The organism is Streptomyces sp. NRRL F-5122 (assembly GCF_001507435.1).
In the GTDB taxonomy this organism is placed as follows: domain Bacteria; phylum Actinomycetota; class Actinomycetes; order Streptomycetales; family Streptomycetaceae; genus Streptomyces; species Streptomyces lannensis.
In genome coordinates, this window is sequence record NZ_LMWH01000239.1 from 41,568 (window position 1) to 53,984 (window position 12,417).

11 protein-coding genes are annotated in these 12,417 nt (G+C 69.0%); all 11 read left to right on the plus strand.

Annotated elements, in window-relative coordinates; genetic code table 11:
* Nucleotides 1-12 precede the first annotated feature (12 nt).
* From ADL25_RS25755 to nuoL, 11 genes are read left to right on the plus strand one after another with little or no spacing between them, the layout of a single operon-like run.
* Nucleotides 13-567: a NuoB/complex I 20 kDa subunit family protein gene (locus ADL25_RS25755; protein ID WP_055493096.1), complete on the plus strand. Its 555-nt coding sequence runs from the start codon at nt 13-15 to the stop codon at nt 565-567.
* Complete coding sequence (locus ADL25_RS25760) at nt 564-1,340, plus strand: NADH-quinone oxidoreductase subunit C (protein WP_059130202.1); 777 nt, start codon at nt 564-566, stop codon at nt 1,338-1,340. Before ADL25_RS25755 ends, ADL25_RS25760 begins: the two co-directional genes overlap by 4 nt.
* The gene (locus tag ADL25_RS25765; RefSeq protein ID WP_059130203.1) at nt 1,337-2,668 is read left to right on the plus strand and encodes an NADH-quinone oxidoreductase subunit D; all 1,332 of its coding nucleotides are present in this window, start codon (nt 1,337-1,339) and stop codon (nt 2,666-2,668) included. The genes ADL25_RS25760 and ADL25_RS25765 overlap by 4 nt, the downstream gene beginning before the upstream one ends.
* Complete coding sequence (nuoE, locus tag ADL25_RS25770) at nt 2,665-3,537, plus strand: NADH-quinone oxidoreductase subunit NuoE (protein ID WP_059130204.1); 873 nt, start codon at nt 2,665-2,667, stop codon at nt 3,535-3,537. Before ADL25_RS25765 ends, nuoE begins: the two co-directional genes overlap by 4 nt.
* A complete protein-coding gene (gene nuoF / locus ADL25_RS25775) occupies nt 3,537-4,922 on the plus strand; it encodes an NADH-quinone oxidoreductase subunit NuoF (protein ID WP_059130205.1) in 1,386 nt (461 codons plus the stop codon). Before nuoE ends, nuoF begins: the two co-directional genes overlap by 1 nt.
* Nucleotides 4,919-7,423, plus strand: a complete 2,505-nt coding sequence (locus ADL25_RS25780; RefSeq protein WP_059130206.1) for an NADH-quinone oxidoreductase subunit G — start codon at nt 4,919-4,921, stop codon at nt 7,421-7,423. The genes nuoF and ADL25_RS25780 overlap by 4 nt, the downstream gene beginning before the upstream one ends.
* Nucleotides 7,420-8,784, plus strand: coding sequence for an NADH-quinone oxidoreductase subunit NuoH (nuoH, locus tag ADL25_RS25785; protein ID WP_059130207.1), 1,365 nt, complete (start codon nt 7,420-7,422; stop codon nt 8,782-8,784). The genes ADL25_RS25780 and nuoH overlap by 4 nt, the downstream gene beginning before the upstream one ends.
* Nucleotides 8,777-9,367, plus strand: a complete 591-nt coding sequence (nuoI, locus tag ADL25_RS25790) for an NADH-quinone oxidoreductase subunit NuoI (RefSeq protein ID WP_059130208.1) — start codon at nt 8,777-8,779, stop codon at nt 9,365-9,367. The genes nuoH and nuoI overlap by 8 nt, the downstream gene beginning before the upstream one ends.
* Complete coding sequence (locus ADL25_RS25795) at nt 9,364-10,206, plus strand: NADH-quinone oxidoreductase subunit J (RefSeq protein WP_059130209.1); 843 nt, start codon at nt 9,364-9,366, stop codon at nt 10,204-10,206. Before nuoI ends, ADL25_RS25795 begins: the two co-directional genes overlap by 4 nt.
* On the plus strand, nt 10,203-10,502 hold the full coding sequence (nuoK, locus tag ADL25_RS25800; RefSeq protein ID WP_030742982.1) for an NADH-quinone oxidoreductase subunit NuoK: 300 nt from the start codon (nt 10,203-10,205) through the stop codon (nt 10,500-10,502). The genes ADL25_RS25795 and nuoK overlap by 4 nt, the downstream gene beginning before the upstream one ends.
* A gap of 15 nt (nt 10,503-10,517) precedes the next feature.
* Nucleotides 10,518-12,413 (plus strand): NADH-quinone oxidoreductase subunit L, encoded by a 1,896-nt coding sequence (gene nuoL, locus ADL25_RS25805; protein WP_059130210.1) that lies wholly within the window; start codon nt 10,518-10,520, stop codon nt 12,411-12,413.
* Nucleotides 12,414-12,417 lie beyond the last annotated feature (4 nt).

Here is a 12,417-nt window from a genome sequence, read left to right on the forward strand (position 1 = left end):
GGGCCATTAGTCATGGGACTCGAAGAAAAGCTGCCGAGCGGTTTCCTTCTCACCACCGTCGAGCAGGCCGCGGGCTGGGTGCGCAAGGCGTCGGTCTTCCCCGCCACCTTCGGCCTCGCCTGCTGTGCCATCGAGATGATGACCACCGGCGCCGGCCGCTACGACCTGGCGCGCTTCGGCATGGAGGTCTTCCGCGGCTCGCCCCGGCAGGCGGACCTGATGATCGTCGCCGGCCGTGTCAGCCAGAAGATGGCGCCGGTCCTCCGGCAGGTCTACGACCAGATGCCGAGCCCCAAGTGGGTGATCTCCATGGGGGTCTGCGCCTCCTCGGGCGGCATGTTCAACAACTACGCGATCGTCCAGGGTGTCGATCACATCGTCCCCGTCGACATCTATCTGCCGGGCTGTCCACCGCGGCCCGAGATGCTGATGGACGCGATCCTCAAGCTCCACCACAAGATCCAGACCTCGAAGCTCGGCGTCAACGCCGAGGAGGCGGCCCGTGAGGCGGAGGAAGCGGCGCTCAAGGCACTCCCGACGATCGAGATGAAGGGGCTGCTGCGATGAGCGATGCGAAGAGCAACGGTGCGAACACGCCGGGCGACGGCGCGAACGGCAACGGCGTCAATCCCGAGAAGGACCTCGGCGCCGCGAACCTGCCGGGTATGCGCGGTGACCACGGCGAGGAGATCCGCGTCCAGCGCGGCATGTTCGGCGCCAACAACGGAGGGGACACCTCCGGATACGGCGGCCTGGTCCGCTCCGTCCGTCTCCCCGGCGCCGCGACGCGGCCCTACGGAGGCTGGTTCGACGAGGTCGCCGACGAACTCGAGGGCGCACTCGAGGAACAGGGCCTCGTCCCCGGCAACGCCATCGAGAAGACCGTCGTCGACCGGGGCGAGGTGACCTTCCACATCGAACGCGAGTACCTGGTCGCCGTAGCCCAGACCCTGCGCGACGACCCGGCGCTCCGCTTCGAACTGTGCACGGGCGTGAGCGGAGTGCACTATCCCGGCGACAAGGGCCGCGAGCTGCACGCCGTCTACCACCTGCGCTCGATCACCCACAACCGGGTGATCCGCCTGGAGGTCAGCGCGCCCGACGCGGACCCGCACGTCCCGTCGCTCGTCCCCGTCTATCCCACCAACGACTGGCACGAGCGCGAGACGTACGACTTCTTCGGCCTGATCTTCGACGGCCACCCGGCGCTGACGCGGATCATGATGCCCGACGACTGGCAGGGGTTCCCGCAGCGCAAGGACTATCCCCTCGGCGGAATCCCCGTCGAGTACAAGGGCGCCCAGATCCCGGCTCCGGACCAGCGGAGGTCGTACTCATGAGCACGCAGACTCCGTCCTCCGCCTCCGCGCGCGAGACGACCGAAGGCACCGTCTACACGGTCACCGGCGGCGACTGGGACGAGGTGGTCCAGTCCGCGGCCCGCGCCGACGACGAACGCCTCATCGTCAACATGGGCCCCCAGCACCCGTCCACTCACGGCGTGCTCCGGCTCATCCTGGAGATCGAGGGCGAGACCGTCACCGAGGCCCGCTGCGGCATCGGCTATCTCCACACCGGTATCGAGAAGAACCTCGAGTACCGCACGTGGACGCAGGGCACCACGTTCGTGACGCGCATGGACTACCTCACGCCGTTCTTCAACGAGACGGCGTACTGCCTCGCGGTCGAGAAGCTCCTCGGCATCGAGGACGAGGTGCCGGACCGCGCCACGATCATCCGGGTGCTCCTGATGGAGCTCAACCGGTTGTCCTCCCACCTGGTGTGCATCGCCACCGGGGGTATGGAGCTCGGCGCCACCACGATCATGATCTACGGCTTCCGCGACCGGGAACTGATTCTCGACATCTACGAGCTGATCACCGGTCTGCGGATGAACCACGCCTATATCCGCCCCGGCGGACTCGCCCAGGACCTGCCGCCGGGCGCGGTGGACCAGATCCGCGAGTTCGTGAAGAAGATGAAGAAGAACCTCCCGGAGTACGACAAGCTCGCCACCGGGAACCCCATCTTCAAGGCGCGTATGCAGGACATCGGCTATCTCGACCTGGCCGGCTGCATGGCCCTCGGCGCCACCGGCCCGATCCTGCGCTCCGCCGGGCTGCCGCACGACCTGCGCAAGGCCCAGCCCTACTGCGGCTACGAGACCTACGACTTCGAGATCCCGACCGCGGACACCTGCGACGCCTACGGCCGCTTCCTCGTCCGTCTCGAGGAGATGCGCCAGTCGCTCGCGATCATCGAGCAGTGCCTGGACCGGCTGCAGCCCGGACCGGTCATGGTGGCCGACAAGAAGATCGCCTGGCCCGCGCAGCTGGCCCTCGGGCCGGACGGGCTCGGCAACTCCCTCGACCACATCAAGAAGATCATGGGCACCTCCATGGAGGCCCTGATCCACCACTTCAAGCTGGTGACCGAGGGATTCCGGGTCCCGCCGGGACAGGCGTACGCGGCGGTCGAGTCGCCCAAGGGCGAACTCGGGGTGCACGTCGTGTCCGACGGCGGCACCCGCCCCTACCGGGTCCACTTCCGTGACCCGTCCTTCACCAACCTGCAGGCCATGGCGGCGATGTGCGAGGGCGGCCAGGTCGCCGACGTGATCGTCGCCGTCGCGTCCATCGACCCCGTGATGGGAGGCGTCGACCGGTGACCACCAGTTCCTCGGAACGCGGCATCAGCCTCGGGATGCCCGAGCTGCCCGCGCCCGACTACCCGGACGACGTGCGGGCCCGGCTCGAGCGGGACGCGCACGAGATCATCGAGCGCTACCCGGACTCGCGCTCCGCCCTGCTGCCGATGCTGCACCTCGTGCAGTCGGAGGAGGGACATGTCACGCGCACCGGGATGCGGTTCTGCGCGGACATGCTCGACCTGACCACGGCCGAGGTCACCGCGGTCGCGACCTTCTACACCATGTACCGGCGCAGGCCCTCCGGGGACTACCAGGTGGGCGTCTGCACCAACACGCTGTGCGCCGTGATGGGCGGTGACGCGATCTTCTCCGCCCTCCAGGAGCACCTGGGCGTCGGCAACGGCGAGACCACCGACGACGGCAAGGTCACCCTGGAGCACATCGAGTGCAACGCGGCCTGCGACTTCGCGCCGGTCGTGATGGTCAACTGGGAGTTCTTCGACAACCAGACCCCTGAGAGCGCCAGGAGCCTCGTCGACGACCTGCGGGCGGGCCGGCAGGTCGAGCCCACCCGCGGCGCGCCCCTGTGCACCTTCAAGGAGACCGCCCGGATGCTGGCCGGTTTCGCCGACGAGCGGGAGGGTGCCGTCGACGCGAGCGGCGGCGCCGGTCCCGCCTCGCTGGTCGGGCTGCGGCTGTCCAGGGGCGAGACCCCCACGGCGCGTGTGGTGCACCCGAGGGACGGCGGACCGCACGACGAGCCGCGACCGGGGTCCGTGCACGAGCCGTCTCCGGCCGAGCACCTCGGTTCGCACGACGCGCCACAGGACACATCGGCCTCCGACCCGGCCCACCCGGCGGGTCCCGTCACGGAGGAGGGGGAGTGATGACAGTGACCACCGAGGACGGGGGGACCTCCCGCCCGGGCAAGTTCGAGGGCGGGGGAGAGATCAGCCCCGAGAAGCTGCTGTCGCCCGTTCTGTCCGCCTTCTGGGACGAGGAGAAGTCCTGGACGCTGGACGTCTACCGGAGGCACGAGGGGTACGAAGGGCTGCGCAAGGCCCTCGCCATGTCGCCGGACGAGGTCATCGCGTACGTCAAGGACTCGGGGCTGCGCGGACGCGGCGGCGCCGGCTTCCCGACGGGGATGAAGTGGCAGTTCATCCCCCAGGGAGACGGCAAGCCCCACTACCTGGTCGTCAACGCCGACGAGTCGGAGCCCGGGACCTGCAAGGACATCCCGCTCCTGTTCGCCAACCCGCACAGCCTCATCGAGGGCATCGTCATCGCGTGCTACGCGATCCGGTCGTCGCATGCCTTCATCTATCTGCGCGGCGAAGTCGTCCCCGTGCTGCGGCGGTTGCACTCGGCCGTGGAGGAGGCCTACGCGGCGGGCCTCCTCGGCAAGGACATCCTCGGCAGCGGACTCGACCTCGAACTCACCGTGCACGCGGGCGCCGGCGCGTACATCTGCGGTGAGGAGACCGCACTGCTCGACTCGCTCGAAGGCCGCCGGGGCCAGCCACGGCTGCGTCCTCCCTTCCCTGCGGTCGCGGGCCTCTACGCGTGCCCGACCGTGGTGAACAACGTCGAGTCGATCGCCTCTGTTCCCGCGATCCTGCACCGGGGCAAGGAATGGTTCCGCTCGATGGGCAGCGAGAAGTCCCCGGGCTTCACGCTCTACTCGCTCAGCGGCCATGTCACGAACCCGGGCCAGTACGAGGCCCCGCTCGGCGTCACACTGCGCCAGCTGCTCGACATGAGCGGCGGGATGCGGCCCGGCCACCGCCTCAAGTTCTGGACGCCGGGCGGTTCCTCGACCCCCATGTTCACCGACGAGCACCTCGACGTCCCGCTCGACTACGAGGGCGTCGGCGCCGCCGGTTCCATGCTCGGCACCAAGGCCCTGCAGTGCTTCGACGAGACGACCTGCGTGGTCCGCGCCGTCACCCGCTGGACCGAGTTCTACGCCCACGAGTCCTGCGGCAAGTGCACACCCTGCCGCGAAGGCACGTACTGGCTCGTCCAGTTGCTGCGCGATATCGAGGCGGGCAAGGGGAGCATGTCCGACCTCGACAAGCTCGCCGACATCGCCGACAACATCAACGGCAAGTCCTTCTGCGCCCTCGGCGACGGCGCCGCCTCGCCGATCTTCTCCTCCCTCAAGTACTTCCGCGAGGAGTACGAGGAGCACATCACGGGCCGGGGCTGCCCCTTCGACCCGGCCAAGTCCACGGCCTGGGCTGACAAGCCCACGGAGGTGACCGCATGACCGTGACCACCAGCGCTCCCTCGGGAGGGGGAGAAGCGGCGGTCCCGCCGGAGGACCTCGTGACGCTGACGATCGACGGCATCGAGATCAGCGTGCCCAAGGGCACCCTGGTCATCCGTGCCGCCGAGCAGCTCGGCATCGAGGTGCCCCGCTTCTGCGACCATCCCCTCCTCGACCCGGCCGGCGCCTGCCGCCAGTGCATCGTCGAGGTCGAGGGCCAGCGCAAGCCCATGGCCTCCTGCACGATCACCTGCACGGACGGGATGGTCGTGAAGACCCATCTCACCTCGCCCGTCGCGGAGAAGGCCCAGAAGGGTGTGATGGAGCTCCTGCTCATCAACCACCCCCTGGACTGCCCGGTCTGCGACAAGGGCGGCGAGTGCCCGCTGCAGAACCAGGCGATGTCGCACGGCAGCGCCGAGTCCCGCTTCGATGGCAGGAAGCGCACCTACGAGAAGCCCGTCCCGATCTCCACCCAGGTGCTGCTCGACCGGGAGCGCTGCGTGCTGTGCGCCCGCTGCACCCGGTTCTCCAACCAGATCGCGGGCGACCCGATGATCGAGCTGCTCGAGCGGGGCGCGCTCCAGCAGGTCGGCACCGGCGAGGGCGACCCCTTCGAGTCGTACTTCTCCGGGAACACCATCCAGATCTGCCCGGTGGGCGCGCTCACGTCGGCGGCGTACCGGTTCCGCTCCCGGCCCTTCGACCTCGTCTCGTCGCCGTCCGTGTGCGAGCACTGCTCCGGCGGCTGCGCGACCCGGACGGACCACCGGCGCGGCAAGGTCATGCGGCGCCTCGCGGCGAACGACCCCGAGGTCAACGAGGAGTGGATCTGCGACAAGGGGCGCTTCGGCTTCCGGTACGCGCAGATGAGGGACCGGCTGCAGACGCCGCTGGTGCGGGGCGAGTCCGGTGAACTGGAGCCCGCGTCCTGGCCCGAGGCGCTGGAGGCGGCGGCCCGGGGTCTGCTGGCCGCGCGGGGCCGGGCCGCAGTGCTGACGGGCGGTCGGCTGACCGTCGAGGACGCCTACGCGTACAGCAAGTTCGCGCGGGTGGCCCTCGAGACGAACGACATCGACTTCCGCGCGCGAGTGCACAGCGCCGAGGAGGCCGACTTCCTGGCCGCCCGGATCGCCGGACGCGGTCGCGACCTGGACGGCACGGGGGTCACGTACACCTCCCTCGAGAAGGCGCCCGCCGTCCTGCTTGTCGGATTCGAGTCGGAGGAGGAGGCGCCCGGCGTCTTCCTGCGGCTGCGCAAGGCCTGGCGTGGGCACGGGCAGCAGGTCTTCTCGCTCGCCACGCACGCCACCAGGGGCCTGGAGAAGGCGGGCGGCACGCTGCTGCCCGCCGCGCCCGGCACCGAGACCGAGTGGCTGGACGCGCTGGCCGGCAAGGTCGGCCTGGAGGAGGACGGCGTACGCGCCGCCGAGGCACTGCGCACCGAGGGTGCGGTGATCGTCGTCGGCGAGCGCCTCGCCGGTGTGGCGGGCGGGCTGACCGCCGCCGTCCGCACCGCGGCCGCGACCGGAGCCGACCTGGTGTGGATCCCGCGCCGGGCCGGGGAGCGCGGCGCCGTCGAGGTGGGCGCTCTTCCGTCGCTGCTGCCGGGCGGGCGCCCGGCCACCGATCCGCGTGCGCGGGAGGAGGTCGCGGCTGCCTGGGGCGTCGCCGAACTCCCGCAGCGCCACGGCCGGGACACGGGCCGGATCATCGAGGCCGCGGCGACCGGCGAACTGGGGGCCCTCGTGGTCGCCGGTGTCGAGGTCGCCGACCTGCCCGACCCGGCACGCGCGCGTGAGGCGCTCTCCGCGGTGGACTTCCTGGTCTCGCTCGAACTGCGGCCCGGCGAGGTCACCGAGCGCGCGGACGTGGTGCTGCCCGTCGCGGCCGTCGCCGAGAAGGCGGGGACCTTCCTCAACTGGGAGGGTCGCGCCCGCTTGTTCGACGCAGCGCTCAAGCCCGACCAGATGACCCGCCGCCTGGCACCCACCGATGTGCGTGTGCTCCAGATGCTCTCCGACGCCATGGACGTCCATCTGGGGCTTCCGGATCTGCACACGCTGCGTACGGAGCTGGACCGGCTCGGGGCGTGGGACGGCCCCCGCGCGGACAACCCCCTGGAGATCGGTGGGCAGCTGGCGCGACCCGCCGCCGGGGAGGCCGTGCTCGCGGGCCACCGGCTGCTGCTCGACCTGGGCCGCCTCCAGGAGGGTGACGACGCCCTCGCCGGCACACGGCACGCGGCACGCGCGCGTGTGTCCGCGGCCACGTCCGCCGAGGCGGGTGTCAAGGACGGCGACCTCCTGGCCGTGACCGGCCCCGCCGGAACCGTGGAACTCCCGCTGCAGATCACCGAGATGCCCGACCGGGTCGTCTGGCTTCCGCTGAACTCGACGGGCGGCGGTGTCGGCTCCGACACCGGGGCGCTGCCCGGCACCCTCGTCCACATCGGCCCGGCGACGGCTTCCGCCGACGCTCCCAAGGAGGTGGAGGCATGAGTCCGTACCTCGCCGCTGAAGACCTCTCGATGTTCGGCCACGACCCGTGGTGGCTGGTCGTCGTCAAGGCGGTCTTCTGCTTCGCCTTCCTGATGGTGACCGTGCTGTTCTCCATCGTCTGGGAGCGCAAGGTCGTCGCCTGGATGCAGCTGCGCATCGGCCCCAACCGGCACGGCCCCTGGGGCATGCTCCAGTCGCTCGCCGACGGCGTGAAGCTGATGCTGAAGGAAGACGTCATCGTCAAACGCGCGGACAAGGTGGTCTACGTCCTCGCGCCGATCGTCGCGGCCATCCCGGCCTTCATGGCGATCGCGGTGATCCCCTTCGGGCCCTCGGGCAACGAGATCTCGATCTTCGGCCATCGCACCGCGATGCAGCTGACCGACCTGCCGATCGCGATGCTCTACATCCTCGCGGTCGCCTCGGTCGGCATCTACGGCATCGTGCTGGCGGGCTGGAGCTCGGGATCCACCTATCCGCTTCTCGGCGGGCTGCGCTCCTGCGCCCAGATGATCTCCTACGAGATCGCCATGGGTGCCGCCTTCGCCTCCGTGTTCCTCTACTCGGGGTCGATGTCGACGTCGAGGATTGTCGAGCAGCAGCACGACCGCTGGTTCATCCTGCTGCTGCCGGTCTCGTTCATCATCTACATCGTCACGATGGTCGGTGAGACCAACCGCGCCCCCTTCGACATGCCGGAGTCCGAGGGCGACCTGGTCGGTGGCTTCAACACCGAGTACTCGTCGATCAAGTTCGCGATGTTCATGCTCGCCGAGTACGTGAACATGGTGACGGTCTCCGCCGTGTCGACCACGCTCTTCCTCGGCGGCTGGCGGGCACCCTGGCCGATCAGCACGTTCTGGGCCGGTGCGAACCACGGCTGGTGGCCGCTGCTGTGGTTCGTGATCAAGGTGCAGCTGCTGCTGTTCTTCTTCATCTGGCTGCGCGGCACGCTGCCGCGCGTCCGCTACGACCAGCTGATGAAGCTCGGGTGGAAGGTCCTCATCCCGGTTTCCGTGGTCTGGCTGATGCTCGTCGCGACCGTGCGGGTGCTGCGCAACGAGCACTACGCCTTCAGCGACATCGCCCTGTACGTGGCAGGCGGCGTCCTCGCGCTTCTGCTGCTGTCGTTCGTGATCGACATGTTCCGCGAGAAGGCGAAGGAACCGGCGCAGCCCGCCGAGGAGCCCGCCGCCTTCGATCCCATGGCGGGCGGATTCCCCGTACCGCCGCTGCCGGGGCAGACCCTTCCGCCCGTTCCCCGCCGCCGCCCGCGCAGGGAGCGGGAGCTGATTGTCAGTGGCGGGTCGGACACTGTCAGTGACGGATCTACGGATGGAAAGGAGGCGTCCGATGGCTGAGGAGCCCAAGGAGACCAAGCCCGGTTTCCAGAACCCCGTGGCCGGCTTCGGCGTGACCTTCAAGGCCATGTTCAAGAAGCGGCTGACCGAGCAGTACCCGGAGCAGAAGAAGACCACGGCTCCGCGGTTCCACGGACGGCACCAGCTCAACCGCCATCCGGACGGCCTGGAGAAGTGCGTCGGCTGTGAGCTGTGCGCCTGGGCCTGCCCCGCCGACGCGATCTACGTGGAGGGCGCGGACAACACCGACGAGGAGCGCTACTCGCCGGGTGAGCGGTACGGGCGGGTCTACCAGATCAACTACGCCCGCTGCATTCTGTGCGGCCTGTGCATCGAGGCATGCCCCACACGAGCGCTCACGATGACGAACGAGTTCGAGCTGGCTGACTCCAGCCGCGCGAACCTCATCTACACCAAGGAGCAGCTGCTCGCCGGTCTCGAAGAGGGCATGGTCGACTCGCCGCACGCGATCTACCCCGGGATGGACGAACAGGACTACTACCGGGGCCTGGTGACGGAGGCCGCTCCCGGCACGGAGCGCCAAGTGGCCGTGTCCAAGGGAGAACAGGGGGCTGACACATGAGTCCGCAGCTCGCCGCCTACACCACCTCCACCGGTGAGGCCTTCCAGTTCTGGGTCCTCGGTACGGTCGCGGTGATCGGCGCCCTGTGCACCGTGTTCATGAAGAAGGCCGTGCACAGCGCGCTCTGCCTCGCCGGCACCATGATCGTGCTGGCGGTGTTCTATCTCGCCAACGGCGCCTACTTCCTGGGGATCGTGCAGATCGTCGTCTACACCGGCGCGATCATGATGCTGTTCCTGTTCGTGGTGATGCTCGTCGGTGTCACCGCGGCGGACTCCCTGAAGGAGACCATCAAGGGCCAGCGCTGGCTGGCCCTTGTCTGTGGGCTCGGCTTCGGCGTCCTGCTGCTCGCCGGCATCGCCAACGCCTCCCTGAAGGACTTCAACGGCCTCGGCAGGGCGAACGCGAACGGCAATGTCGAGGGTCTCGCGGCCCTCATCTTCACCAAGTACGTGTTCGCCTTCGAGATCACGGGCGTCCTCCTCATCACGGCCGCGGTCGGCGCCATGGTGCTCACGCACCGCGAGCGCACCGAGCGCGCCAAGACCCAGCGCGAGCTGGCCGAGCAGCGCGTACGCGAGGGCAAGCACCTTCCCCCGCTGCCCGCCCCCGGCGTCTACGCCCGGCACAACGCGGTGGACATCGCCGGTCTCCTGCCGGACGGCACTCCGTCCGAGCTGACGGTCAACAAGACACTGCGGGACCGCGGTCAGATCCGTGACGTGTCCGACGAGGCGATCGCCGATCTGAAAGCCCTGGAGCAGCGTGCCGCGGAGCGCCTGGAGCGGGCCGAGGACGAGCGGCCGGCCCTGAAGAGGACCGAGGAGGCGTCGAAGTGAACCCGGTCAACTACCTCTATCTCGCCGCCTTGCTGTTCACGATCGGCGCCACCGGCGTGCTGATCCGGCGGAACGCGATCGTGGTGTTCATGTGCGTCGAGCTGATGCTCAACGCCTGCAACCTCGCCTTCGTCACCTTCTCCCGGATGCACGGCAATCTCGACGGCCAGATCATCGCCTTCTTCACGATGGTCGTCGCCGCCGCGGAGGTCGTGGTCGGGCTGGCGATCATCGTGTCGCTGTTCCGTACCCGCCACTCGGCCTCGGTCGACGACGCCAGCCTGATGAAGCTGTAAGGGGTCGGAAGAATCGTGGAGAACCTGATTGCGCTGCTGATCGCGGCGCCTCTGCTCGGAGCGGCCGTCCTGCTGTGCGGCGGCAGAAGGCTGGACGCGGTCGGCCACTGGATCGGCACGCTGCTCGCGGGCCTCTCCTTCGTGTTCGGCGCGCTCCTCTTCGCCGACATGCTGGGGAAGGCCGCGGACCACCGGACCGTGACACAGCACCTGTTCAGCTGGATCCCGGTGTCCGGCTTCCAGGCGGACGTCACCTTCCGGCTCGACCAGCTGTCGATGACGTTCGTCCTGCTGATCACCGGTGTCGGCTCGCTCATCCATCTGTACTCGGTCGGGTACATGGAGCACGACGAGCGCCGGCGCCGCTTCTTCGGCTATCTGAACCTGTTCCTCGCGGCGATGCTGCTGCTCGTCCTCGCCGACAACTACCTGCTGCTGTACGTCGGCTGGGAGGGCGTCGGCCTCGCCTCGTACCTGCTGATCGGCTTCTGGCAGCACAAGCCCAGCGCGGCGACGGCGGCGAAGAAGGCGTTCCTGGTCAACCGCGTCGGCGACATGGGCCTGTCGATCGCCATCATGCTGATGTTCACGACCTTCGGGACCTTCGCCTTCGGGCCGGTCTTCGCGGACGTGAGCGGGACCGGCGAGGGCAAGCTCACCGCCATCGCCCTGATGCTGCTGCTCGCCGCGTGCGGAAAGTCGGCGCAGGTGCCGCTGCAGTCCTGGCTCGGGGACGCGATGGAGGGTCCGACCCCGGTCTCCGCCCTCATCCACGCCGCCACGATGGTGACCGCGGGCGTGTACCTGATCGTCCGCTCCGGTGCCGTCTTCAACGCCGCGCCCGACGCCCAACTGGTCGTCACCGTGGTCGGTGCCGTCACGCTCCTCTTCGGTGCGATCGTCGGTTGTGCGAAGGACGACATCAAGAAGGCGCTGGCCGGCTCGACCATGTCGCAGATCGGCTACATGGTGCTCGCCGCGGGCCTCGGCCCGATCGGGTACGTCTTCGCGATCATGCACCTGGTGACGCACGGCTTCTTCAAGGCCGGGCTGTTCCTCGGCGCCGGTTCGGTCATGCACGGCATGAACGACGAGGTCGACATGCGCAAGTACGGCGGCCTGCGGAAGTACATGCCGGTCACGTTCGTCACCTTCGGCCTCGGCTACCTCGCCATCATCGGCTTCCCCGGGCTGTCCGGCTTCTTCTCCAAGGACAAGATCATCGAGGCGGCCTTCGCCAAGGGCGGTACCGAGGGCTGGATCCTCGGCGGCGCGGCCCTGCTGGGCGCGGCCATCACGGCGTACTACATGACGCGCGTGATGATCATGACCTTCTTCGGTGAGAAGCGCTGGCAGCCGGACGAGCACGGCCACGAGCCGCATCCGCACGAGTCGCCCAAGTCCATGACGATCCCGATGATCGTGCTGGCCTTCGGTTCGGTCTTCGCGGGCGGGCTCTTCTCCTTCGGGGACCGCTTCCTGCACTGGCTGGAGCCCGTCACCGGACACCAGGAGGGCCACCCGCCCGTCAGTGCCGCGGTGGTCACGGGGGCGACCCTGGTGGTGCTGCTCGTGGGCGCAGGCATCGCCTACGTCCAGTACGGCCGCCGTCCCGTCCCGGTCGTCGCACCGCGCGGTTCGCTGCTCACCCGGGCGGCCCGGCGCGACCTGCTCCAGGACGACTTCAATCACGTCGTCCTCGTCCGCGGCGGAGAGCACCTCACGCGTTCCCTGGTGTACATGGACCACACGGTGGTCGACGGCGTCGTCAACGGCACGGCGGCCTCCGTGGGCGGCCTGTCCGGTCGGCTGCGCCGACTGCAGAACGGCTACGCACGGTCGTACGCGGTCTCGATGTTCGGCGGTGCGGCGGTGCTCGTCGCCCTGACCCTGCTGATGAGGGCGGTCTGATAGC